This is a genomic window from uncultured Anaerovibrio sp., from assembly GCA_902786545.1.
In the GTDB taxonomy this organism is placed as follows: Bacteria; Bacillota; Negativicutes; order Selenomonadales; family Selenomonadaceae; genus Anaerovibrio.
Genome location: CADACU010000021.1, coordinates 1 through 25,969 on the forward strand (window position 1 = coordinate 1; position 25,969 = coordinate 25,969).

At 48.7% G+C, this 25,969-nt stretch carries 21 protein-coding genes, 1 tRNA gene, 1 riboswitch and 1 other annotated feature; all 22 genes read left to right on the forward strand.

The features are described from left to right. Nucleotides 1-275: 275 nt before the first annotated feature. Nucleotides 276-465: riboswitch (cobalamin riboswitch) on the forward strand. Nucleotides 466-790: 325 nt separating this feature from the next. Further along, on the forward strand, nucleotides 791-2,992 hold the full coding sequence (locus QZV24_RS05640; RefSeq protein ID WP_294521322.1) for a methylmalonyl-CoA mutase family protein: 2,202 nt from the start codon (nucleotides 791-793) through the stop codon (nucleotides 2,990-2,992). Beyond that, complete coding sequence (gene scpA, locus QZV24_RS05645) at nucleotides 2,992-5,193, forward strand: methylmalonyl-CoA mutase (protein WP_294521327.1); 2,202 nt, start codon at nucleotides 2,992-2,994, stop codon at nucleotides 5,191-5,193. The genes QZV24_RS05640 and scpA overlap by 1 nt, the downstream gene beginning before the upstream one ends. Nucleotides 5,194-5,205: 12 nt before the next feature. Further along, nucleotides 5,206-6,399, forward strand: coding sequence for a methylmalonyl Co-A mutase-associated GTPase MeaB (gene meaB, locus QZV24_RS05650; RefSeq protein ID WP_294521330.1), 1,194 nt, complete (start codon nucleotides 5,206-5,208; stop codon nucleotides 6,397-6,399). Between the two features lie 2 nt (nucleotides 6,400-6,401). Beyond that, complete coding sequence (locus tag QZV24_RS05655) at nucleotides 6,402-6,965, forward strand: peptide-methionine (S)-S-oxide reductase (protein ID WP_294521335.1); 564 nt, start codon at nucleotides 6,402-6,404, stop codon at nucleotides 6,963-6,965. Nucleotides 6,966-7,247: 282 nt separating this feature from the next. Then, the gene (locus QZV24_RS05660; protein ID WP_294521339.1) at nucleotides 7,248-9,038 is read left to right on the forward strand and encodes a methyl-accepting chemotaxis protein; all 1,791 of its coding nucleotides are present in this window, start codon (nucleotides 7,248-7,250) and stop codon (nucleotides 9,036-9,038) included. Nucleotides 9,039-9,370: 332 nt separating this feature from the next. After that, on the forward strand, nucleotides 9,371-10,876 hold the full coding sequence (locus tag QZV24_RS05665; RefSeq protein WP_290656648.1) for an acetyl-CoA hydrolase/transferase family protein: 1,506 nt from the start codon (nucleotides 9,371-9,373) through the stop codon (nucleotides 10,874-10,876). 19 nt (nucleotides 10,877-10,895) lie between these two features. Continuing rightward, complete coding sequence (locus tag QZV24_RS05670; RefSeq protein WP_290656647.1) at nucleotides 10,896-12,542, forward strand: methylmalonyl-CoA mutase; 1,647 nt, start codon at nucleotides 10,896-10,898, stop codon at nucleotides 12,540-12,542. Between the two features lie 20 nt (nucleotides 12,543-12,562). Then, nucleotides 12,563-12,952 (forward strand): cobalamin B12-binding domain-containing protein, encoded by a 390-nt coding sequence (locus tag QZV24_RS05675; protein ID WP_294521344.1) that lies wholly within the window; start codon nucleotides 12,563-12,565, stop codon nucleotides 12,950-12,952. Nucleotides 12,953-13,028: 76 nt separating this feature from the next. Next, on the forward strand, nucleotides 13,029-13,967 hold the full coding sequence (meaB, locus tag QZV24_RS05680; protein WP_294521347.1) for a methylmalonyl Co-A mutase-associated GTPase MeaB: 939 nt from the start codon (nucleotides 13,029-13,031) through the stop codon (nucleotides 13,965-13,967). A 31-nt stretch (nucleotides 13,968-13,998) separates the two neighbouring features. Next, nucleotides 13,999-14,421 carry a methylmalonyl-CoA epimerase gene (mce, locus tag QZV24_RS05685; RefSeq protein ID WP_290656643.1) on the forward strand — a complete coding sequence of 141 codons (423 nt, stop codon included), beginning with the start codon at nucleotides 13,999-14,001 and terminating at the stop codon, nucleotides 14,419-14,421. A gap of 59 nt (nucleotides 14,422-14,480) precedes the next feature. After that, nucleotides 14,481-16,016, forward strand: coding sequence for an acyl-CoA carboxylase subunit beta (locus QZV24_RS05690; RefSeq protein ID WP_294521349.1), 1,536 nt, complete (start codon nucleotides 14,481-14,483; stop codon nucleotides 16,014-16,016). An 18-nt stretch (nucleotides 16,017-16,034) separates the two neighbouring features. Continuing rightward, on the forward strand, nucleotides 16,035-16,436 hold the full coding sequence (locus tag QZV24_RS05695; protein ID WP_294521352.1) for a biotin/lipoyl-containing protein: 402 nt from the start codon (nucleotides 16,035-16,037) through the stop codon (nucleotides 16,434-16,436). Nucleotides 16,437-16,585: 149 nt separating this feature from the next. After that, nucleotides 16,586-18,535: a response regulator gene (locus QZV24_RS05700; RefSeq protein ID WP_294521355.1), complete on the forward strand. Its 1,950-nt coding sequence runs from the start codon at nucleotides 16,586-16,588 to the stop codon at nucleotides 18,533-18,535. A 186-nt stretch (nucleotides 18,536-18,721) separates the two neighbouring features. Then, the gene (locus QZV24_RS05705) at nucleotides 18,722-20,389 is read left to right on the forward strand and encodes a formate--tetrahydrofolate ligase (protein ID WP_294521358.1); all 1,668 of its coding nucleotides are present in this window, start codon (nucleotides 18,722-18,724) and stop codon (nucleotides 20,387-20,389) included. Nucleotides 20,390-20,415: 26 nt separating this feature from the next. Further along, a complete protein-coding gene (locus QZV24_RS05710; RefSeq protein WP_294521361.1) occupies nucleotides 20,416-21,159 on the forward strand; it encodes a methylenetetrahydrofolate reductase in 744 nt (247 codons plus the stop codon). Nucleotides 21,160-21,180: 21 nt separating this feature from the next. After that, nucleotides 21,181-22,020, forward strand: a complete 840-nt coding sequence (locus tag QZV24_RS05715; RefSeq protein WP_294521364.1) for a sulfide/dihydroorotate dehydrogenase-like FAD/NAD-binding protein — start codon at nucleotides 21,181-21,183, stop codon at nucleotides 22,018-22,020. A gap of 5 nt (nucleotides 22,021-22,025) precedes the next feature. Beyond that, nucleotides 22,026-23,426 (forward strand): NADPH-dependent glutamate synthase, encoded by a 1,401-nt coding sequence (gene gltA, locus QZV24_RS05720; RefSeq protein WP_290656636.1) that lies wholly within the window; start codon nucleotides 22,026-22,028, stop codon nucleotides 23,424-23,426. 20 nt (nucleotides 23,427-23,446) lie between these two features. Next, complete coding sequence (locus QZV24_RS05725) at nucleotides 23,447-23,929, forward strand: DUF523 domain-containing protein (RefSeq protein WP_294521367.1); 483 nt, start codon at nucleotides 23,447-23,449, stop codon at nucleotides 23,927-23,929. 2 nt (nucleotides 23,930-23,931) lie between these two features. Further along, a complete protein-coding gene (locus tag QZV24_RS05730; protein WP_294521370.1) occupies nucleotides 23,932-24,360 on the forward strand; it encodes a hypothetical protein in 429 nt (142 codons plus the stop codon). Between the two features lie 104 nt (nucleotides 24,361-24,464). After that, nucleotides 24,465-24,752, forward strand: coding sequence for a HigA family addiction module antitoxin (locus QZV24_RS05735; RefSeq protein WP_290656631.1), 288 nt, complete (start codon nucleotides 24,465-24,467; stop codon nucleotides 24,750-24,752). Nucleotides 24,753-24,825: 73 nt separating this feature from the next. Continuing rightward, nucleotides 24,826-24,910, forward strand: a tRNA-Leu gene (locus QZV24_RS05740). Nucleotides 24,911-25,047: 137 nt separating this feature from the next. After that, nucleotides 25,048-25,272, forward strand: a binding site (T-box leader). A 130-nt stretch (nucleotides 25,273-25,402) separates the two neighbouring features. Beyond that, a partial coding sequence (locus QZV24_RS05745) for a class I tRNA ligase family protein (RefSeq protein ID WP_294521373.1) occupies nucleotides 25,403-25,969 on the forward strand: 567 nt, incomplete at its 3' end.

Sequence of the window (25,969 nt, forward strand, 5' to 3'; positions counted from 1 at the left end):
ATTGCCAATCAGGGGCAGCACCGGGAATACCATCTCACAGATTATTATCTCAGCGTTATTGCCGTTGATAAGGACCTGCGGCAGACTGCGTAAGTATATTTAAGTCCAAACCTGGCGGTTGCTTCGGCAATCGCTTTTTTTTTACCCATTTGTGAGGGAATGAGCTGTGCATGTGGAATAAAAATTTATAGCTATATACTATTAGAATAATTGTTAGACCAATATGCCTTTTGTGCATTGACAATCAGATTACAACGATTTAGAATAATACTAAATAGAATAGAGTACGGACAGGTGTCTGTTTATCAGACTTAATAGAGAATCCGGTACAAGCCGGAGCGGTCCCGCCACTGTAAGGAAGAGTGCGGCGCAATTATGTCACTGGGCTGAGGAGAATTCAGCCTGGGAAGGCGCGCCAAGCGATGACGCCGAGCCAGGAGAACTGCCTGTTTTATCATCACCGTTAGCAAACGAAAAGGGCTACCAGCAGTCCTTTGAATATGAGATGCTTATACCTGCGAGCGATGGGTAGGGGATGGAACTGGGATGGGTGAAGTATCTGGCGTATTCATTTATCTGGTAACAATCTCCGGCTGTTTTAGTCGGTTTTTTTATTTATCAGACAGATATTCTTCCATCAGGTCCGTCTGCACACTCTAGGCAGATGGACTTTTTTAGTTGCACTAAATGAACAGGTGCCGGACCGGTGCTTTGGTTCAGTGCAACTTATGCTGGGAAGGAGCGTGGAATTGGTCCGTTCCAGCAATTATAAATGAAGGAGGTAAATTCTATGAGTGAGGAGAAAAGCGGTCAGGCCACTGAAGAGCTGGATCTTCAGGCCATTTTGAAAAAGGCTGAGCAGCAGACTACATTTCCTGATGTGCCTTTGGATGAATTTGAACCGCCTACTTATGACGAGTGGAAGGAAGCGTGTATTGCCCTGCTAAAGGGTGCACCATTCGAAAAGAAAATGTATACCAAGACTTATGAAGGTATTACCTTTTCACCAATGTACTTCCGGGCAGATACGGAGCCGATTCTGCCAAAGAAGTCCTTCCCAGGTCTGGATGATTTTATGAGGGGTGCAAAGCCAAACGGCTACATAGAGTCTCCATGGGGTATCGCTCAATCCTGTGATGAAACCATGCCAAAGGAGAACAACGAGCTCTTAAAGCATGAGATTGATCGGGGTTCAACAATCTACAATGTCCGTTTGGACCGGGCAACCTTATCCTGCGTTGATGCTGGCGACGCTGATAAGCCTGGTGATGATGGGTGCAGTATTACCACTCTGCAGGATGTCCATGACTTGCTGGATGGATTGAAGCTGGACAAATATCCATTGTATATCTATGCCGGAGCATCAGCTGTGCCGGTACTGGCCATGGTAGTGGCGGCCCTGAAATCCAGTGGCAAGGATACCAAGGATTTAAAGGGAATTATTGCCGCCAACCCGATAGGGGAGCTGGTGGCCAATGGCAAAAACAGCCAGTCTCTTGATAAATTGTATGATGAGGCCTATGAGGCCGCCAAGTGGGCCATAAAGAATGCTCCGGAGCTGAAAACCATGTTCGTTAAGAGTGATGTGTTCAGCAACGGTGGGGCCAACGATGTTCAGGAGGTAGCCTACAGTCTGGCAGTGGCCACTGACTATCTCCGGGCTATGCTGGAGCGGGGAATGACCATTGATGAAGCTGCTGGTCAGGTGGCCTTTGAGTTCTCCATGGGAGCCAATTTCTTTATGCAGATTGCCAAGCTGCGGGCGGTTCGCCCGATTTGGGCCCAGATAGTGGAGGCCTTTGGCGGCAACAGTGAATCACGGAAAATGTATATTCATGCCCGGCCGGCTCGGTTCTTTAAGACCGTATATGATCCATATGTAAATATGCTTAGAAACACTTCGGAAATCTTTTCCGGCGTGGTTGGTGGCCTGGATTCTTTTGAAAATCCGCCATTTGATGAAGTTATCCGCAAGGGTGACGAATTCTCCCGCCGTATTGCCCGAAATGTTCAGATAATGCTCCAGGAGGAGTTTGGTTTGCTGCAGCCAATCGATCCAGCAGGTGGTTCCTGGGCTGTAGAGACCTTGACCAAGCAGGTGAAGGAAAAGATTTGGGCAGAGTTCCAGGCGGTGGAAGGCAAAGGCGGCATTGTGGCAGCCTTGAAGGAGGGCTATCCACAGGAGCAGATCGGGGCTATTCTGGCTGACCGGTTCAAGAAGCTGGAGCTGCGTCGGGACCGTATTGTTGGGTCCAATATGTATCCAAATATGACAGAGGTTCGACTGGACCCTCGTCCGGAGGATTTTGCCGAAAACAAGAAGCTGCGCAGCAGTGAGATCACCGCCTACATTGATGATGTGGACAGTAAGTTCCGGGATGAAGCCCTGGCCAAGATAAAGGACAGCAAAGGAAGCATGGAGAGGGTGATTGAAGCCGCCCAGGCTGGTGCTACCATTGCCCAGCTTCGGGGTGCCCTCACTTGTCCAAAGTGTGCCGAGGCAGCTGAAGAAATTACCAGTATTGCCATCCATCGTTGGAGTGAGCGGTATGAAGCCATGCGAATGGTTACTGAGGAATATAAGGAAAAGCATAACGATAATGTGAGAATATTCCTGGCTAATATGGGACCTATCCCACAGCACAAGGCCAGAGCTGACTTTACCACCGGCTTCCTTCAGGTAGGTGCCTTTGAGGTGTTGGGCAACAACGGCTTCAAGACGGAAGAGGAGGCAGCAGCTGCCGCCAAGGAGTCCGGGGCTGATGCTGTGGTTATTTGTTCCACCGATGCTACTTATCCGGACATTGTGCCGAAGCTGGCTCCAATGCTGCATGAAGTATTGCCAAATGCCACCGTATTCCTGGCTGGTGAAGCACCGGCTGATTTGAAGGAAACCTACAATAACGCCGGCATTGATAAATATATCTCTGTCCGGGCAAACTGCTATGAAATCCTGCAGGCACTGCAGAAGAAGAAAGGGATGATTGAGTGATGGCTTCTTTTAACAACCCTGATTTTACCAGTATGAACCTTAAAGAAGCTCCTGAGAGAAGCCCTGAAGAATGGCACAAGCTGTTTGAGGACTCTGCCGGTGCCAACTTTGATGCTTTGACTGGCAAGACCATGGAGCATATTCCAATAAAACCGCTTTACAACCACGATGAATATGACCACATGAATCATCTGGATTTTGCCTCCGGCATTCCACCATGTCTCCGTGGCCCATATTCCACTATGTATGTATTCCGGCCTTGGACCGTGCGTCAGTACGCCGGTTTCTCCACCGCCGAGGAATCCAACGCTTTCTACAGACGAAATCTGGCTGCCGGACAAAAGGGTTTGTCCATAGCCTTCGACCTGCCAACCCACCGTGGCTACGACTCTGATAACCCACGGGTATTGGGTGATGTAGGTAAAGCCGGCGTTGCCATTGATTCCATTTTGGATATGCGTATTCTCTTTAGTGGGATACCTCTTGACCAAATGTCGGTATCCATGACCATGAACGGTGCTGTACTGCCAATTCTGGCCTTCTACATTCTCTCCGGTGAGGAGCAGGGGGTAGACAAGAGTGTTATGGCCGGTACCATCCAGAATGATATTCTCAAGGAATTTATGGTGCGTAACACCTATATATACCCGCCAGAAATGTCCATGCGGATTATCGGTGATATTTTCGAATATACCACCAAATACATGCCGAAGTTCAACAGTATTTCCATTTCCGGCTATCATATGCAGGAAGCCGGGGCTACGGCTGATATTGAGCTGGGGTATACGCTGGCGGATGGTCTGGAATACATCCGGACCGGTGTGGCCGCCGGCCTGCCGGTAGATGCCTTCGCCAAGCGTCTGTCCTTCTTCTGGGCTATCGGCAAGAATTACTTTATGGAGGTTGCCAAGATGCGGGCAGCCCGTGTGCTGTGGGCCAAGATTGTTAAGTCATTCGGTGCCACCAATGACAAGTCCATGGCCTTGCGGACCCATAGCCAGACTTCGGGTTGGTCCCTGACCGCTCAGGATCCGTTCAACAATGTATCCCGTACGCTGATGGAGGCTATGGGGGCTGCTTTGGGCCATACCCAGTCCCTCCATACCAATGCGCTGGATGAGGCCATTGCTTTGCCGACGGACTTCTCGGCTCGCATTGCCCGTAACACCCAGCTTTATATTCAGGATGAAACCAGCGTTTGCAAGATTATTGACCCGTGGGGCGGCTCCTATTATGTGGAAGCCCTTACCAACGAGATTATCCGTCGGGCTTGGGCACATATCCAGGAGGTTGAGGCTTTGGGCGGTATGGCCAAGGCTATTAACAGCGGTTTGCCGAAGATGCGTATCGAGGAAGCCGCAGCCCGCCGTCAGGCCCAGATTGACTCCGGCAACGAGTCCATTGTAGGGTTGAACAAGTTCCGGTTGGAGAAGGAAGACCCACTGGAAATTTTGGCCATTGATAACACCGCCGTTCGGCAGGCTCAGATTGAGCGTCTGGAAAAGCTCCGGGCTGAGCGGAACGATGATGATGTGCGCCGTTGTCTGGAAGGTATTACCAAGGCAGCTGAGTCCCGTGATAACGGCAATCTGCTGGAAGCAGCTGTTGATGCGGCCCGGGCGCACGCTTCACTGGGGGAAATTTCTGACGCAGTAGAGAAGGTTTCCGGCCGGTTCCAGGCGGTAATCCATACCATTTCCGGTGTATACTCCTCTGAGTTTACTGATAAGAGTGCTTTGGAGAAGGCCCGGGATATGGCGGATGAATTTGAGAACCTCACCGGTCGTCGGCCAAGAATTTTCGTGGCCAAGATGGGGCAGGATGGTCATGACCGTGGCCAGAAGGTTATTGCTTCCTCCTTTGCTGATATGGGCTGGGATGTGGATGTTGGTCCTTTGTTCCAGACACCGGAAGAAACAGCCCAGGATGCAGTCGATAACGATGTTCATATGGTAGGGTTCAGTTCACTGGCTGCCGGGCACAATACTCTCTTGCCACAGCTGGTACAGGAACTGGCCAAATTGGGCCGTGATGATATCATGGTTTGTATCGGTGGCGTTATTCCGGTACAGGATTATGATTTCCTGTATGAGAGTGGGGCCGTGGCTATATTTGCACCGGGTACCAATATCCCGGAGGCAGGTATCAAGCTGCTGACCCTCCTGATTGACCGTGCCAAGGAAGAACTGGCAGAGGAGTGATGGTGAAGGGTTATGGCAAAGTATTCCACTTCAAAACCAAGCTGGGTTCCTGATGAGCCCAATGAAAAGTTCGCCTGCAGTGTTATGGGCGGCATAGAGGGGATTAAGGACACCACCGTGGGAAATATCAATCCAAACCTGTTAAATGGTAAGATAAAACCCAAGCGGCGGCTGGTCTTAAGTGAGGATGATTATGTCAATGGCGTTCTGAAGGGCGACCGTATGACCTTGTCCCGGGCTATAACCCTCATAGAAAGTAACAGTTCCAAGCATTTTGCCAAGGCACAACGGGTATTGCAGAGGCTTTTACCACATACTGGAAAGGCACTCCGCATAGGCATTACTGGTGTGCCTGGTGCCGGCAAGAGCACGATTATAGAAGCCCTGGGCAATATGCTCTGTGATGAGGGCCACAAGGTAGCCGTTTTGTCCATCGACCCTACCAGCTCTGTGACCAAGGGCTCTATTTTGGGCGATAAAACAAGAATGGGTACCCTGTCCCGCCGGCTGGAGGCCTTTATCAGGCCTTCCCCGGCGGGGGGGACCTTGGGTGGTGTTGCCCGCAAGAGCCGGGAAACCATGCTGATGTGTGAAGCAGCCGGGTATGATATCATCCTGATTGAAACCGTGGGCGTAGGTCAGTCAGAAACTACGGTACGCTCCATGGTGGACTTCTTTATGCTGGTGGTGCTCACTGGTGCCGGAGATGATCTGCAGGGTATTAAAAAAGGTATTATGGAGTTGGCAGATGCCATTGTTATCAACAAGGCGGATGGAGACAATCTCCTGAAGGCCAAGGTGGCCCGGGCCGAATATGAACGGATGATAGAATACATCCGTCCGGCTACCGAAGGCTGGCCGACCCATGCCTATCTCTGTTCCGCTTATACCAAGTTTGGTCTGCCGGAGCTGTGGAAGGTTATTCAGGCGTTTAAGGAGATGACCAATGAGAGCGGCGTGTTCCAAAAGCGACGTCGTGGTCAGCTGCTGAACTGGATGCACAGTATGATAGATGAGCATCTTCACAGTCTGTTTTTTGATGACCCGGTTATAACCGGCCGGATGCCGGAGGTAAAGGAGGCCGTGCTGAATGGCACGATATCCCCGACTCAGGCCGTGAAGGAACTGGTTAATATGTTTGATGTGGACAAGGCCGCCCGGCGTCAGGTGGATATATTTCACCCGGAAGCCGAAGGAAAGGAGTAGCCATGTACACAAAAAAGCTGTATTTGTCCGGAGGAAATTTTCACGAGTTGCAGGCTGTTTATGATGGCTTGAGGGGAATCGTGGCGGTTACCACCGGCTACATCAACCCGGCCAGTCAACCGGTCAGCTATGATCAGGTGGCTGATGGCAAGCTGGCGGCGGTAATGGGGATTTGTGTGGAGTACAATCCCAAGAAAATAGATGTATCCTCTTTGCTGGATATTTTGTTTTCCGTGGCGGACCCTTACAGTCCGGACCGACAGGGCCCGTTGGAAGGACCTATGTATGGTTGTGGAGTGTATTATGATACCGTCGAGGATTTGCCGCAGATTCAACTTCATTTGAATTTTATGGCTAATCGGGGGACTCCGCCGGCAGTGGATGGCTGCGGGCTGACAGTAAATGATCCGGTCAGTGACCAGAAACAGCGGCGGCAGCTCTTTGTGAAGGCGGAGGTGCTGAAGAAGTTTGTGGCAGCAGGTGAGGAGCACCAGAACTATCTGGTAAAACATCCTGATGTAGCTACTCATATAGACATAGGAAAATTTAGGGAATATATCAGATAGGGAAAGAGCGATTGCTTAGGCAATCGCTCTTTTCATGTCCAATTACAAATTCCTGATGGGGATAAATTCCTAATTTTTCATAGAAATATATTTCAGATCTGAAATAGTATATTTATTCTTTAAAGCTATGATGTCCATAATAAAAAAAAGCTAAAGAAGGAAATAAATTTTTTTTTAGCGAAAAAATAAGGTATATGGATATTTGTGTGAATGCTTTATGATGTTCGTCTAAACGAATGAGCGGCGAAGTGTTTTTTTCGTATTTTGATGGGGGGTAAATGTATGAAGCTTTCACTGAAAAATAAGGTTATTTTCATCGTGGTGGCTATTTCTCTTTTGACGACAATTTGTATTGGCGCCATGATGGTATACAGCATGGTGGATGAGTCCAAACGGCAGGTGGAGAATTATCGTGAGACCTTGACCAAGGACGTTGAGAAACAGCTGAAGGATCAGACTGAGAGTGCTGTATCGGTTATCAACTATGTGTATAGCCTGCAGCAGAAAGGCCAGTTGACGGAAGAACAGGCCAAAAAGGAAGCGGCTGACCGAGTAAGGGCTATGCGATATGATAACGGGGCCGGGTATTTTTGGATTGATACCTATGACGGGACCAATGTGGTGTTGCTGGGACGCCCGGCTGAAGGGAAAAACCGGATGAATTCGGTAGATCCTAACGGAACCTACTTTATTCAGGAAATGATTAAAAACGGCCGGCAGGAAGGCGGCGGCTTTACCGATTTGATGTTTGCCAAGCCAGGTGAAACTACTCCATTGCCGAAGCGGAATTATACCGTATCCTTTGCGCCATATCAGTGGGTGCTGGGTACTGGTGTCTGGATTGATTATATCGATACTATGGTGGCTGAGCAGGAGTTGTCAGCTAACGAGGCATTGGTAGCCGGACTGAGTAAGATGCTGGTGTTTGTGGTGATTCTGCAAATTGTTTTCATCGCTATTGGTTATATGTTTGCCAACCGGATTATCCAACCAATTATCAGAGTAACGGAACGGCTGAAGGTGCTGGCTACCGGCGATTTCCGTGTAGACAGGAGCGCTGGTGGTATGGTTGATACCAATGATGAAATTGGGGAAATGAGTCGCGCGGTACGGACTCTGCAGTCCAATATCAGCAACATGATGAGAAAAGTAGCGTCCACTGCCCAGCAGGTTACTGATTCCGCCGGACAGCTGAATACCAGTGCCAGCCAGTCCACTGAGGTTTCCAACTCCGTAGCCAATTCCATGGTAAATGTGGCCGGAAACTGCTCTGAGCAGTTCACTGAGATAGAGACGGCCAGTGGCAAGGTGGAAAATCTTAGTCAGCATATGATGGATTTTGTTAACACCATTCAGCATTCCAGCCAGGTGGTTAAGGAGACTCAGGATAAGGCGGTTTCTGAAGCCAAGACTATTGATGGCGCTGTGGAACAGATGAAGCTCATTCATGATTCGGTACTGCAGTCTGCCAGTGTAATTACGGAGCTGGGGGATGAGTCGGATCGTATCGGCAAGATTGTTGATACTATTTCCTCCATAGCAGGTCAGACCAATTTGTTGGCGCTCAACGCGGCCATTGAGGCAGCCCGGGCTGGCGAACACGGCCGTGGGTTTGCAGTAGTTGCTGACGAGGTTAGAAAGCTGGCAGAGCAGTCCAGTGAATCTGCCGGAGAAATTGCCGGATTGATAACCTCTATTCAGGATAAGAGCCAGAAGGCGGTTTCCGTAATGCAGGAAGGCGTTAGCCGGGTAGAGGCCGGGACCAAGGTGGTACAATCCTCCGGGGCCAGCTTTAATGAAATCGCGGAGATGGTCCGCAAGGTGGCTGAAGAGTCGGAGAAGATGAACAATATCGTCAACTCCCTCAACGAAAACACCAAGACCATTGGCGAAGCCATTCAGTCCATATCCGGCAAGAGTTCGTCAGTTTCCGCCGAGGCCGAGAGTGTTTCTGCAGCTACTGAGGAGCTGACAGCTACTATGAGTGAGATTGAAAGCGCCAGTGGCGTGCTGTCCGAGATGGCTCAGGATATGCAGCGGGCTGTGGCTAATTTCAAGATGGACAGAGCATAAAATGGATTTTTTGATAGGCAGTTGTTTAATACAACTGCCTATTTTAAATGGGATTTACTCAGCGGGAGATTTATATCCCCACTGAATTTAGTCGAATTATTACAGAGCTTATGGGTGTTTATCACCAATTTAAAAGGAGGGTGATTTAGCACCCGTTAGCGTGGGGAAAATTGTATGACAATTTTTACACCTTTCCTTGACTGTAAATAGCTGTAGTGGTAGACTTTTAATGATGTATAATATAATTGTGTGAAGTGGGATAGCCTATGGAACCACTAAACATTTCACACATAAGAATCTGGTCATATTATGACCGCAGGGGAGGATTTTCGATGATTGACATTATCGATCGGGTACGCAACAAAGAACTGCAGGCTAAGATTGTCACTGCTGAAGAAGCAGCTGCATTTATCAAGCCTGGTATGAATGTTGGTACCTCCGGCTTCACTCCATCCGGTTATCCGAAGGCTGTACCAATGGCTTTGGCAGCTCGTATGGAGAAGGAGCATTTCAAGATTAACCTCTGGACCGGCGCTTCTACTGGCGATGAGGAAGATGGTTGTCTTGCACGGGCTGATGGCATCGCATTCCGTATGCCTTATCAGACCAACAAGGACATGCGCAATGCCATTAACAGCGGCAAGATTGAGTATGCAGACCTGCATCTCTCTGAGTCGGCTCAGCTGGCCCGTTATGGCTATCTTGGTGGCAAGATTGATGTTGCTATCGTGGAGGCTTGTGCCATCACTGAGGAAGGCAATATCATTCCTACTACTTCACTTGGTAACACCGCATCCTATGTACAGACTGCTGATGTGGTTATCGTTGAGGTGAACACCAGCCAGCCATTGGAGCTGGAAGGCATGCACGATGTCTATGTTCCGCTGGATCCACCTAATCGTTTGCCAATCCCGGTTGTTAAGCCTAATGACCGAATTGGTACACCGTACATTCCATGTTCTCCAGATAAGATCAAGTACATTGTACCTTGCGACATCACTGACAAGGTTCGTCCACTTGGTGAAATCGACGAGAACTCCCGGAAGATGTCCCAGCACTTTATCGACCTGCTTCATGCCGAGGTCAAGGCTGGGCGTATGCCAAAGAATCTGCTGCCATTGCAGTCCGGCGTTGGTGCTGTAGCCAATGCAGTTATTAGCGGATTCGTTAATTCTGACCTGAAGGACCTCTCCGTATACACTGAGGTTATCCAGGATGGTATGTTTGACCTGATTGATGCAGGAAAGTTGAATTTTGCATCCGGTACATCTCTTTCTCCATCCCCGGAGGGTCTGAAGCGGTTCTATGCTAATATCAAGGAATACAGAAAGCATATTGTGCTTCGTCCACAGGAGATAGCCAATAGCCCTGAGGTAGCTCGCCGTATTGGTGTAATCGCCATGAACACCGCCATCGAGGTTGATATCTATGGTAATGTTAACTCCACACATATCATGGGTACCAAGATGATGAATGGTATCGGTGGTTCCGGTGATTTCGCCCGTAACGCTTATCTGACTGTATTCTTCACCGTATCCACAGCCAAGAACGGTACTATTTCTTCCATCGTTCCTATGGTGTCTCATGTAGACCATACCGAGCATGATGTAGATATTATCGTTACTGAGCAGGGTCTGGCTGATCTCCGTGGTCTGTCTCCACGCCAGCGTGCCAAGGTTATCATTGAAAACTGCGCACATCCGGACTTCAAGCCTATGCTGATGGATTACTATGAGAGAGCATTGGCAGAGACCAAGAGTGCCCATACTCCACACATTTTACATGAGGCACTTTCCTGGCATGAAAGATTTATGAAAACAGGCACAATGAAGAAATAATAGGGAGGATATTCCAAATATGAGCAATGAAAAGATACAGGCTGGCTTGGAAAAATACAATGCCAGCGTAGAAAAAGCTATAGCTAGGTTCCCAGAGCGGGCTAATTTGCCGGAGCAGCGTTTATATACTCCATTGGATATTGAGGATACTGACTATACTGATGAAATCAGCTTCCCTGGTATGTATCCATTTACCCGTGGTGTACAGCCTACTATGTATCGTGGCCGTTTCTGGACCATGCGTATGTACGCCGGCTTCTCCACTGCAGCTGAGTCCAACAAGCGTTATCGTTATCTGATTGAGTCTGGTGCTACTGGTCTTTCCTGCGCGTTTGACCTTCCTACCCAGATCGGTTATGACTCCGATGACCCTATTTCCGAGGGCGAGGTTGGTAAAGTAGGTGTTGCCATCGACTCTCTGGCAGATATGGAAGTTCTCTTTGACCAGATTGACCTGGGCAAGGTTTCCACTTCCATGACCATCAATGCACCAGCTTCCGTACTGCTGGCTATGTACATTGCCGTAGCAGAGAAGCAGGGTGTACCGGCTGACCAGCTGAAGGGTACTATTCAGAACGATATTTTGAAGGAGTATGCTGCCCGTGGTACTTATATTTTCCCTCCACGGCCTTCCATGCGTCTGATTACCAATATCTTCGAGTATTGCTCCAAGAATGTTCCAAAATGGAATACCATTTCCATTTCCGGTTATCACATTCGTGAGGCTGGTTCCACTGCTTCCCAGGAAATCGCTTTTACCATTGCTGATGGTATTGCATACTGCGAGGCAGCTATCAAGGCTGGTCTGCATATCGATGATTTTGCCGGTCGTCTTTCCTTCTTCTGGAATGCTCACAACAATGTTCTGGAAGAGGTAGCGAAGTTCCGTGCTTCCCGTCGTGTATGGGCCAAGGTTATGAAGGAGCGTTTCCATGCTGAAAAGCCAAAATCCATGATGCTCCGCGTTCATACCCAGACCGCTGGTTCCATGCTGACTGCCCAGCAGCCTAACAACAACATTATCCGTGTTGCTCTCCAGACTGCTGCAGCTGTTATGGGTGGTACCCAGTCTCTGCATACCAACTCCCGTGATGAGGCATTGGCTCTTCCTACTGAGGAGTCCGTAATGATCGCTCTTCGTACTCAGCAGATTGTGGCTTACGAGTCCGGTTTGGCTGATGTAATCGATCCATTGGCCGGTTCCTACTATGTAGAGGCCCTCACCAATAAGATTGAGAAGGAAGCTTGGGAATACATCAATAAGATTGATGAAATCGGCGGTGCTGTAGCTGCTATTGAAAAGGGATATATCCAGAAGGAAATTCAGGATTCTGCTTACAAGTGGCAGATGGATGTTGAGTCTGGTGCAAAGACCATCGTTGGCGTTAACAAGTTCCAGATTGAAGAAGAGCCACCAAAGGGCCTGCTGAAGGTTGATGCTTCCGTAGGTGTGGCACAGTGCAAGCGTTTGGCTGATATGAAGGCAAAGCGTGATAATGAGGCTGTTAAGTCTGCACTGGCTGATCTGAAGAAGGCTTGTCAGGATGAGAATGAGAACCTCATGCCACATATTCTGAACGCAGTTCGTACTTATGCAACTCTCGGTGAGATTTGCGGTGTAATGCGTGAAGTATTTGGTGAATATGAGGCTCATGTGAACCTGTAATTTTTTGGAGGTAATTTGAAATGGAAAAGCGCATAAGAGTATTAGTTGCAAAACCAGGTCTGGATGGTCATGACCGTGGTGCAAAGGTTGTAGCAAGAGCACTTCGCGATGCAGGTTTTGAGGTTATTTATACCGGTCTTCGTCAGACTCCGGAGCAGATTGCAGAAGCTGCTTTGCAGGAGGATGTTAATGTTGTGGCTATGTCCATCCTTTCCGGTGCACATCCACACCTCTTCCCAAAGGTTGTAAACCTGGTTCGTGAGAAGGGTATGAAGGATGTACTGATTATCGGTGGTGGCGTTATTCCTGAGACTGATATCCCAGCTCTGAAGGAAGCCGGCATTGCCGAGGTATTTACACCAGGTACTCCAACCAGTGATATTGTTGAGTTCATTAAGGCTAATGTATAAGAATTAGTTTTTTGCAGCCGGGGGTGACAGCTGCGTAGGTGGCTGTCATCCCATTGCTGGTAATGGTGGTGCAGTGATGGATATAGCAGAAGAACTTTTAAAGGGCAACCGCCTGGCATTGTCCCGGGCGATTACGGCTATTGAAAATGAGTATGATGAAGCTTTGGATATTATGAAAAAGCTTTATCCTCATACAGGCCACGCCTTTGTTTTGGGTATTACCGGGCCTCCGGGCGCTGGTAAAAGTACCCTGACAGACAAGCTGGCCAAGGCCTATCGTGCCCAAGGGAAAACAGTTGGTATCATCGCAATTGACCCTACCAGCCCGTTTACCGGGGGCGCAATTCTTGGCGACCGCATCAGGATGAATAGTCTGACCATGGACGAGGGTGTTTTCATTCGCAGTATGGGCACCCGAGGCAGTCTGGGTGGATTATCTCATAAGACAGCCGATGCAGTTAAAGCCATGGATGCCTTCGGCAAGGATATTATCTTCGTCGAGACTGTAGGTGTGGGACAGTCCGAGGTAGATATTGTCAAAGCGGCAGATACAACCATGGTTGTATTGATTCCGGGTATGGGTGACGATATTCAGGCCATAAAGGCCGGTATATTGGAAATTGGTGATGTATTTACCATCAACAAGGCCGACCACGATGGGGCGGACAAGCTGGTCCGTGAAATGAATATGATGCTGGACCTTGATGGGATGATGACGGATTGGCGGCCACCTATTCAGAAGGTTATTGCCAGTCAGGGTGAGGGTATCACCGAAACCATCGAGAATATAGCAAAGCATTTCAAATATATCAGTGAAAACGGTATATTGACCAAGCGGCGCACTGAGCGTTCCAAAAATGAAATGATGGATGTTCTTCATAACAATATCGGGTCATATATTACCAAGAAGCTGGTGGAAACCGGTGAGCTGGATAAATATGTGGAGCAGATAAAGGCCCGGGAAACTGACCCATACACTGTGGTAGGCAACATAATGAAGGATATGCTCAAGTAAGTGTATTTAAAAGATTTGGGGGAAAAAGAAAATGGCATTCAAAATTTTAGGTGTTGATCATATCGGTATTGCTTGCAAGGATTTACAGGAAGGCAAAGACCTCTGGACTACTATTGGTTTGGCTTGCACTGGTGAAGAGACTGTTGCAGAGCAGAAGGTTACTACTACCTTCCATCCAACTCCAAACGGCTCTGAGATTGAGCTGTTGGTTGGTACTGCTGATGACAGCCCTATCGCCAAGTTCATCGAAAAGAACGGCGGCCGTGGCGGTATCCAGCACATTGCTCTCCGGGTAGATAATCTTCCTGCAGCAATCGCTGATTTGCAGGAAAAGGGTATCGTTATGATTGACAAGGCACCTCGTAAGGGTGCTGGCGGTGCTGATATCGCTTTTGCTCATCCTAAATCTACTGGCGGCGTATTGTTAGAGTTCTGCCAGCACGAGGATCGCTAATCTGCGTTTTGCAGAAACAGAAAATTCAGCTTCAAAGAGGCTGTATTAGGAGGTAAAAAATGGCTACAGTTCAGGAAAAAATTGAACTTATGAAGAAAAAGAAGGCTCATATAGAGCTTGGTGGCGGTGAAGCCCGTATTGCCAAGCAGCACGAAAAGGGTAAGATGACTGCCCGCGAGCGTCTTGAGCTTCTCTTTGATGAAGGTTCCTTTGTGGAGCTTGATGCATTTGTAAAGCATCGTTGCACCAACTTCGGTCAGGAAAAGAAGGATTTGCCGGCTGAGGGTGTTGTAACTGGTTATGGTACTGTGGATGGCCGTCTGGTATACGCTTTCGCACAGGATTTCACCGTAGAGGGTGGTTCCCTGGGTGAGATGCACGCCAAGAAGATTTGGAAGGTGCAGGATTTGGCCATGAAGATGGGTGCACCTATTATCGGTATCAATGATTCCGGTGGTGCCCGTATTCAGGAGGCAGTAGATGCTCTGTCCGGTTATGCTGGTATCTTCTACCGTAATACCGCAGCTTCTGGTGTTGTTCCACAGATTTCCGTTATCATGGGACCTTGTGCCGGTGGTGCTGTTTATTCTCCAGCTATCACTGACTTCATCTACATGGTTGACAAGACCTCCCAGATGTTTATTACCGGTCCGGCCGTTATTAAGTCCGTAACTTTCGAGGAAGTTACTGCTGAGGCCCTTGGTGGTGCTATGACCCACAACTCCAAGTCTGGTGTGGCTCATTTTGCTGCTGCTGACGAAAAGGACTGCATTGAGCAGATTCGCTATCTCTTGAGCTTCCTGCCAAGCAACAATATGGAGACTACTCCATTGGTTGAAAGCACCGACGATGCAAATCGTATGGACGACTCCTTGAACACCGTTATTCCAGATGACCCTAATCAGCCATATGACATGAAGGATGTCATTACCTCATTAGTTGATAACGGCGAGTTCTATGAAGTACATCAGCACTTCGCTACCAACATCATTACCTGCTTTGCCCGGTTTGATGGCCGCAGCGTAGGTATCATTGCAAATCAGCCTAAGGTTATGGGCGGCTGCCTTGATATTGATGCTTCTGATAAGGCTGCCCGGTTCATTCGTGTATGTGATGCTTTCAATATTCCATTGGTTAACCTGGTTGATGTACCAGGCTTCCTGCCAGGCGTTGGTCAGGAGCATGGCGGTATCATCCGTCATGGTGCTAAGATGCTTTACGCATACAGTGAGGCTACTGTGCCAAAGGTTACTGTTATTACCCGTAAGGCTTATGGCGGTTCCTACATTGCTATGTGCTGCCGTGAGTTGGGTGCTGATCAGGTTATGGCTTGGCCTTCCTCTGAGATTGCCGTTATGGGTCCTGCCGGTGCAGCGAACATTATCTTCAAGCGTGATGAGCCGGATGTAAAGGCACAGCACACCCAGGATTATGTAGATGAGTTTGCTACCCCTTACAAGGCAGCTGAGCGTGGTTACGCTGATATGGTTATTGAGCCAAGCGAAACCCGTCCTCGTATCATCACTGCATTGAATGCATTTGAAAGCAAGCGTGAAGCAATGCCAGCCAAGAAGCATGGCAACATTCCACTTTAATTTTGGAGGTATTAGTAAATGAAAAAGTTTAATATAAAGGTTAATGGTACTGCATACGAAGTAGAAGTAGAGGAAGTAAAGGCAGCCGGAGCAGCAGCTCCTAAGGCAGCTCCTGCTCCAAAGGCTCCAGCAGCTCCTGCCCCAGCTCCAGCAGCAGCTCCTGCTCCTGCAGCACCAAAGGCAGCTGCCGTTGCCGCAGGCGCTGGCGAGACCGCCGTTGCAGCTCCAATGCCTGGTAAGGTACTGAAGGTTGTTGCCGGTGTTGGCACTGCTGTTAAGGCTGGCGACACTGTAATCATCCTCGAGGCTATGAAGATGCAGAACGAAATCCCTGCTCCATGTGATGGTACTGTAAAGGCTGTCAATGTATCTGAGGGTTCTACTGTAGCTGCCGGTGAGGCAATGTCCATTATCGGCTAAGTATTATATGCTGTAATCAAAAAGGGATGCTTCCTTAGGGAGCATCCTTTTTTATGTCATAAATCTGTTTTACTTTTGTACTTTTCCTCATATATAATATCAATATAATATTGATGAGCCATAGCTTTTACAGTATGGGAGGCATGACGATGAAGGGAAATAATGCAAAAAATAATGGTTCACAGTTGCGTTCCGGTACATGGTTTGCGGAGCTTTTTGACAATGGACGGATAAAAGACATAAGCTTTTCCCAGGAATTGCGTGAAATGCTGGGATATTCCAGTCAGGATGATTTTCCTAATACCCTAAAAAATCTTTTAGAGCACATCCATCCGGATGATCGGGATAAAATACTGGAAATGACCATTGCGGCTGGTGTAAACGGTGGTACTTCCTTTGACTTGGTGCTGAGAATAAAGACCAGTGATGGTAGCTATATTACAGCCAGTACTACGGTAAAGCTCATCCGGTTTCCGGATGGCACTCCTTTTATGCTTCACGGAATGATTGTGGATATTTCGGAACGGGTTGGGAACGGACGAAATGATAATGACGAAAATGCGGCAGCTACGGCGTTTCTTTTTAATATATCCCACAAGATGCTGGCCCAGATGAATTCCATTATGGAATATACCAATATATTGGAAAACAATCTGGCACAGGAGAAGTTGGCCCGGGATTATATCAAGAAAATCAGGGAATCCCATGAATTTATGATGTCACTGATAAACAATGTTCTGGGCACAGCCCGTATTGAAAGTGGCGGGGCAGTAGTGGAGGAGTCCTATCACGACATTCATAAACTGATGAAATCCATTGCAACGGAATTCAAGGGGGCAATGAAGGAAAAGAAGATAAAATTCACCACCAGCGTAAAGGTGAAGCACCCGCATGTAATGGTGGATTTTACCAAGGTAAAGGAGATCCTGTTAAATTTAATCAGCAATGCCCATAAATACACACCAAGTGGCGGACGGGTGGAGGTAACGGTAAAGGAGCTGCCCCATGATAAGCCGGGCTTTGCCTTATATCAGACCACGGTTTCGGATACAGGCATTGGTATAGCCCAGGAATCTATCCCACATTTGTATGATGCTTTTTCCCGAAATACAGTCTCCTACCATGATGGCATTTTGGGAACTGGTCTGGGAATGCATCTTGTCAAGGAATTGGTTACCCTGCTGGAAGGGACCATCGATGTAAAAAGTGTGCCGGGGAAGGGAACGGATTTTATTGTTACAATTCCCCACCGGATAGCGGCGTATGGCAATGATGGCGGTGATACCCACGGGCCGGAGGGGGAAGCTCCGGCTATGCGGATTTTGCTGGCTGAAGATAATGAGCTCAATGCGGATATCGCTCTTTCGCTGCTGGAGGAAAAGGGATTTGCCGTTGACCGGGCCGAGGATGGCGCTCAGTGTGTGGAGATGCTGAAGGACGCTAAGCCGGGGTATTATGATATTATCCTGATGGATATTCATATGCCCAATATGGATGGCTATCAGGCCACTCATGCAATCCGTCGGATGAAAAACCACGGGTACAGCAATATTCCGATTATTGCCATGACCGCCAATGCGTCGGATGCCGACAAGCGGGAGGCCCTGCTGCAGGGGATGAATGCCCACGCAGCCAAGCCGTTTGATATGGACAAGCTGGAAGCTACCATATACAATGTGCTGGAGCATAAGAATTATTATATCCATAGTGATGCCTTGGATACCTTCAAGAAAAAATACACCAAGATGGGGTGCGTTTGCGGATTCTTCGTGTACCGGGTGGACTGGGATGAAAAAATCATCTTTGCTGACCAGGCTACTGCCAATATTTTTGGCTGTGCCAATGAGGAGGAGTTCCTGCAGTTTGTGGGAGGGACCTTTAAGACCTTGGTGCATGCTGACGATATTGAACATGTCCAGAAGGCCATCAACCAACAGCAGGCTTCCTCTACTGCCAATCTTGATTTGGTCGATTATGATATCGTGCGCAAGGATGGGGAAATACGCCATCTGGCCGACATAGGCTACAAGGTGTACAACGGGGAAGAGCTGGTGTATTTCGTGTATATTGCTGATATTACGGACATAAAGAATAAATAAGCCATTGATAAAATCCAGTCTGCTTGACAGGCTGGATTTTTGTATGGGAAGTATTTTGCCTTTATAATGGAAAATTTTTGATAACTGCGGTATAATTGAAAGGTATATTTTTACAACAAGAATGATATAAATGAATTCAATGAGCGATGATGAAGGATTAGATTGGATTTTAGGAGGCTGTGCTAAATGAAAACTGATGTGGAGATTGCCCAGGAAGCGAAGATGCTGCCGATTTATGAGGTAGCCAAGTCCCTTGCCATCGAGGAGGATGACTTAGAGCTGTATGGCAAATACAAGGCCAAGATTTCCCTTGGTGCCTGGAACAAGGTGAAGGGAAACAAGGACGGTAAGCTGATACTGGTAACGGCCATTAACCCTACGCCGGCTGGCGAAGGAAAAACTACCACCAGTGTAGGTTTGGCGGATGCCTTTCATAAAATGGGAAAAAAGATTGCCGTAGCTCTTCGGGAGCCATCTTTGGGGCCGTGCTTTGGCCTGAAGGGTGGGGCCGCCGGTGGAGGTTATGCCCAGGTGGTGCCAATGGAGGATATCAACCTGCATTTTACCGGGGATTTCCACGCTATTACTACGGCCCACAATCTGTTGGCTGCGGTGATTGACAATCATATCCAGCAAGGAAATGCTTTGGATATAGATGTGCGCCGGGTAGCTTGGAAGCGGGTGGTTGACCTGAATGACCGGGCTCTCCGCCATATCGTTATAGGTATGGGGGGCAAGGCCCATGGTGTACCACGGGAGACCGGTTTTGATATTACCGTGGCCTCTGAGATGATGGCTATTTTGTGTCTGGCTTCTGATTTGGAGGATATGAAAAAACGGCTGGGCCGGATTGTAGTGGCCTATACCCGCAGCGGTCGGGCAGTGGTGGCTGATGAGCTGAATGTCACCGGAGCGTTGACTTTGCTCTTTAAGGATGCCATCAAGCCAAATCTGGTGCAGACCCTGGAAGGGACCCCGGCGTTGATTCACGGTGGTCCGTTTGCCAATATTGCCCATGGCTGTAATTCAGTTATGGCAACAAAATTCGCTCTTAAATTTGCTGATATAGTAGTAACCGAGGCTGGCTTCGGTGCTGATTTGGGGGCCGAGAAGTTCCTTGATATCAAATGCCGGTTTGCCGGGCTGACTCCGTCGGCGGTGGTGATTGTAGCCACGGTTCGTGCTCTGAAGATGCACGGCGGTCTGCCAAAGGCCGAACTGGACAAGGTGGATATGGCTGCTTTGGAAAAGGGTCTGGCCAATCTCACCAAGCATATTGAAACTGTACAGGCGTATGGCCTGCCGGCAGTGGTGGCTATTAACGCTTTCCCAACTGATACCAAGGAAGAGCTTGACTTTGTGGAAAAGAAGTGCAATGAGCTGGGAGCCGAGGTGGCTCTCTCCCAGGTTTGGGCCAAGGGTGGCGAAGGTGGTATTGCCTTGGCGGAAAAGGTGTTGTCTGCGATGGAGCAGGAGAACCATTTTAATTTCGCCTACGATGTGAATCAGTCCATTCCGGAAAAGATTGAAGCGGTAGTTAAACGGGTATATGGCGGTGATGGCGTGGTATTCACCGGTCCAGCCCAGAAACAGCTGGAGGAGATTGAGGCTCTGGGACTGGATAAAATGCCGGTATGTATGGCCAAGACCCAGTATTCCCTGTCGGATGACCCGACCAAGCTGGGACGCCCAACTGGCTTTAAAATAACGGTAAAGGAATTGCGTATTTCAGCAGGAGCAGGCTTTATCGTAGCGTTGACCGGTGATATTCTCACCATGCCTGGCTTGCCAAAGAAGCCGGCTGCGGAAAATATGGATATTGATGTAAACGGGAAAATTACCGGCCTGTTCTAAAACATAAGGAAAAGAAGTGATTGAATTTGGGGAGAATTTCGGTTGAACTGGTACCACGCAGTGAAGAAGGCTTGCGGGAGGACCTGAAGACAACCCAAAACAGCGTTAAAGGCGTTGATGTGATAAATATTCCTGACCTGCTTCGGTTGGATATCAGAAGCTGGGAGGGAGCGGCCATTGCCCAGGAGTATTTTCCGGCGGTAATGCCCCACATACGGGCTATTGATGTGGACTTGACCCAGCCTCTGGCCATGCGGCCGGAGCTGCGTCGCAGCGGGATTACTGAGGTACTGGTTATTGAAGGTGATCCGCCTCAGGATATGAGTCATAAATTTTATCCCACGGTGACCACGGATGTTATCCAGAAATTCCACCAGGAAATGCCGGAGGTAAAGGTATATGCCGGTATTGACCAATATCGGGGCAGTATGCGGCAGGAGATGTACCGTATTCAGCGAAAGCTGCAGGCCGGTGCGGTGGGCTTTTTCACCCAGCCGTTCTTTGATTTGCGGTTTATGGAAATGTATGCTGATATGCTGGAAGGCCAGAATGTGTACTGGGGTGTTTCCCCGGTAATGTCCGAGCGGTCACAAAGCTATTGGGAGCTGAAAAACAATGTGGTGTTTCCGAAGGGGTTTGAACCAACTCTGAACTGGAGCATTGATTTTTCCCGCAAGGCACTGGAATTTGTGAAAAAACGGGGGGCAAATCTTTATCTTATGCCGATAAAGAGCAACCTGGAAGCATATTTAAAGGGTGTATTAGGTTAAATCTTAAAAGGAGAGTAGGATATGTTTAAGATTGTTTATAAGAAGGAGCTATCTCCCGGGATATTCCATATGGATATTGAGGCACCACGGGTAGCGAAGAAGGCCAAAGCCGGTCAGTTTATTGTTCTCCGGGTAGATGAGAAGGGAGAACGCATTCCGCTTACCATTGCGGATTTTGACCGGGAAAAGGGAACTATTACCTTGATTTTCCAGGCGGTAGGTGCGTCCACTATGCTGCTTAGTCAGCGGAATGAAGGCGACAGCATTGTGGATTTTGTAGGTCCATTGGGGCAGCCATCGGAAATCAGCGAGAATATGGGTACTATTGTCTGCATCGGCGGCGGTATCGGCGTGGCACCGGTTTATCCTATTGCCCGGGCTATGCATGAAGCCGGCAACAAGGTTATTTCCATTATGGGGGCCCGGACCAAGGATATTTTGATTTTTGAGGATAAAATGCGGGCTATTTCCGATGAGGTTCTGGTAGCTACCGATGACGGTTCCTATGGTGTAAAAGGGTTTGTTACCACTGCCCTTCAGCAGCTGGTGGACCGGGGCGAGAAGATTGATCAGGTAACTGCCATTGGCCCTGGTATTATGATGAAAAGCGTGTGTGATGCCACTCGTCCGTTGGGAATAAAGACCATTGTTTCCCTGAATCCGGTAATGGTGGATGGCACCGGTATGTGCGGTGGCTGCCGGGTACAGGTAGGCGACGAAATGAAGTTTGCCTGCGTGGATGGTCCGGAATTTGACGGCCATCTGGTGGATTTTGCCAATTTGATGTCCCGTAGCCGGATGTTCCGGGAGGAAGAGGCAAAGGCCAAGGATCATGTATGCAATATCGGGCTTGGGAGGTAAATAATATGGCTTTGATTTTGGAGAAACATAAAATGCCAGAGCAGGACCCTCAGGTCCGTGCCCGTAATTTTCAGGAGGTTGCTCTGGGCTACGATGAGGAAACCGCTGTAGCTGAGGCGAATCGCTGTCTGACATGTAAAAATCCGCAGTGCCGGACCGGCTGTCCGGTAGATATAAATATTCCGGCCTTTATCAGCAAAATCAAGGAACGGGATTATGACAGTGCCATTGACATTATCAAGGAGTCCAGCTCCCTGCCGGCGGTATGTGGTCGGGTATGCCCACAGGAGAACCAGTGTGAGAAGCACTGTGTATTGTCTCATAAGGGTGAGTCCGTGGCTATTGGCCGTTTAGAGCGTTTTGTAGCTGATTATCAGCTGGACAAGAATGAGGAAGTCAAGCCAATCCAGTTTGCACCGGATGCCCAGAAGGTGGCCGTGGTAGGTGCTGGTCCGGCTGGACTGACTTGTGCCGGTGATTTGGCCCGTAAGGGATACAAGGTAACCATTTTCGAAGCCCTGCATGTGGCTGGTGGTGTGCTTTCCTATGGCATTCCGGAATTCCGTCTGCCAAAGGACAAAATCGTTAAGCGCGAGGTGGAAAACCTCCAGAAGATGGGTGTTACCATTGAAGTGGACAGCATTGTAGGCCGACTTTATACCGTAGATGAGCTGATGGATGAGTTGGGCTTTGATGCTGTATTTGTGGGAACCGGCGCCGGTTTGCCGCATTTTATGAATATTCCGGGCGAAAACCTCAACGGGGTATATTCCTCCAATGAGTTTTTGACCCGTTGCAACCTGATGAAGGCGTATGATTTCCCTAACCACGCTACCCCAATCCGCATTGGCAAAAAGGTAGCCGTAGTCGGTGGTGGTAATGTGGCTATGGATGCAGCCCGTACTTCGTTGCGTCTGGGAGCAGATAAGGTTTATATCGTTTATCGCCGCAGTGAGGCGGAGCTGCCGGCCAGAGCTGAGGAAGTGCACCATGCCAAGGAAGAGGGCATTGACTTCAAGCTGCTCAACAATCCGGTGGAAATCCTCGGTGATGAGAATGGCTGGGTAAAGGCCTTGAAGTGCATCCGTATGGAGCTGGGTGAGCCGGATGCTTCCGGTCGTCGCCGTCCGGTGGCTATTGAAGGCTCGGAGTTTGAGCTGGATGTGGATACAGTTATTATGGCTATTGGTAATGGTCCGAATCCAATTGTGGCTTCTACTACACCGGGAATGGACACCAATAAGCGGGGCAACATTGTTGCCGATGAGGAAACTGGGGCCACCACCAAGGAAGGCGTGTTTGCCGGCGGTGATATTGTAACCGGTGCGGCTACAGTTATTTTGGCTATGGGGGCGGGCAAGAAGGCAGCTGCAGCTATTGACGAATATTTGAAGGCTAAAAAATAACAGTAAGGGCGATATGCGATATGATATTGGTTTCATCCTGCCTTTTGGGCAACAAGGTAAAATATAACGGTGAAGCAAATGATAATCCTTTGCTGAAGCGATATGGCCGCTATATGACGGCCATTTGTCCGGAAACGCTGGGGGGATTGCCTATTCCCCGGCCAGCGGCCGAAATACAGTCTGGTGATGGCCATGATGTGCTAGCTGGCAAGGCGGAAGTAAAAAATGCCATGGGGGCAGTTGTGACGGAGGAGTTCCGCGGGGGAGCGGAAAAGGTGCTGGAATTTGTCCAGAAGCACCGGATACAGGTGGCTATTTTGAAGGCCAACAGTCCGTCCTGCGGCAATAAGATGATTTATGACGGGCATTTTTGCGGGAAAAAGATTGAGGGACAGGGCGTTACAGCTGCCCTGTTAATGCAAAACGGCGTGCAGGTATATTCTGAAAATGATCTTGATGAAGATACATTGCAAAGGCTGATTGCAATGTATAAGGAGGAATAAAATTGAGTACAAAAGCAGAGTTGTTCCAGGCATATCTGGACGAGAAAGAATTGAAAATGTTTAGTCGTCAGGATATGAAGGATGAAATGAATACGGCGGTTTTTCGCACAGCCTTTGGGGTGGACGGACAGAATGTTCCGGCAGTGATTGTGGTGGATGACAGTGCCTTTTGCATGGTGCAGGTGCATCTGGCTGCCAACGCCCTGACTGATGACAACCGGGTCAAGATGTTCGAAACCATGAATACTTGGAATGCCGGGCTGAAGCCGTTTAAGTTCATCGTTGACAGCCATAACAACCTGGTAATGGTCTGCTGCCTGCTGAACGCCGATGGCCAGATGGACGGTGACAAGGTCAATGCTATGATGAATACGATCCTTGACTACCTCACCAAGGAGTACAAGAATGTAATCGCCGCATTGAAAGGTTGATAGGCTAATTAAATGATTGACGGTTTAACGCTCATTTGCTTTACTTGGGACGGGCAGGATGCCTTTGATGTTGAAATAGTTGATTATCATTGAGGAGGTATATTATGCGTACAGAAAATTTAATACACCCTGGGGAAATTCTCCGTGAGGAATTCATGATACCTCTGAAAATATCGCAAAATAAATTAGCACAGGAGTTGCATATCCCCGTCACCCGTATAGGGGAAATAGTGAATGAGCGTCGGGGAATTACTGCTGATACCGCTATAAGGCTTGGTATTTTTTTCGGAACCGGGGCAGAGTTTTGGTCCAATTTGCAGACAAATTATGAGCTGAGTTCTTTAAAACAAAGTAAACATGAGGAATTTGTGAAAATTCGTGCTATGGCTTGATTGGGGTGCTATGGTGCCACGGCCAGAGACTTGACAATAGGCCCTAATCGTTGATATACTTAGTAAAGTTTTTGCGGGCGTGGCGGAACTGGCAGACGCGCTGGACTTAGGATCCAGTGCCGCAAGGCGTGGAGGTTCGATTCCTCTCGTCCGCACCATAATTACAAATAAATATGACGATGGCTTTTCGCCGGTGTCGATGATGGCTGAAATTCATAAGCGAGGGTGTACGCTAATGGCACACCGCGGGAAGTGAATGATTAGTGACAAGGATAATGGCGGAAAGGACAAGTCAGAAAAGACGATGAAAAAGAGGAGTACCGGCAACGCAGCTCCCAAGCGAGGAAGGATTTGGTGTGAGCCTTTCGGGTGTGCAGCGGGGAAGGTAGCTTTGGAGTTGCCCGGCTGAACTTACAGTAGGCTGGGACGCAGAAACAGCGTTATGTAAATGAGCCTAAAACATTTATTTGTTTTAGGGAATTTAGGTGGTACCACGAAAGCAAGCACTTTCGTCCTTTACAGGATGAAGGTGCTTTTTTGTTTAATTTATTTGCTTTCATCTATGAGAAATCCCCCAAGGGGGTAGTAGCACAGTTTAGCCGGCGAGTGCGCAGCACTGGGATCAGGTAATGAATCAGGAGGTAATGAATATGGAAGAAAACAACATTCCTAAGGTATATGACCCGAAATCTTTTGAGAAAAAATGGTATGGCTATTGGGAAGAAAACAAGCTGTTTCATGCAGTGGTAGACGCAGAAAAGAAACCGTACAGCATCGTTATTCCACCACCAAATGTTACTGGTCATCTCCATATGGGCCATGCTCTGGACAACACCCTGCAGGATATTCTTATTCGCTGGCGGCGGATGCAGGGCTACAACACCCTGTGGATGCCAGGCTGTGACCATGCCGGTATTGCCACCCAGGCCAAGGTAGAGGCGGCTCTCCGGGAGGAAGGCACCAATCGTTACGAGCTGGGCCGGGACAAGTTTTTGGAGCGCGTATGGCAGTGGAAGGAAAAGTTCGGCAGCCGGATTATGAGTCAGCTGCGGTCTTTGGGTTCTTCCCTGGATTGGGAGCGGGAGCGGTTTACCATGGATGAAGGCTGTTCCAAGGCTGTTCGTGAAGTATTCGTAAGTCTGTATGAAAAAGGCCTTATTTATCAGGGGACCCGTATTACCAACTGGTGCCCGGATTGTAATACCGCTATTTCCGAT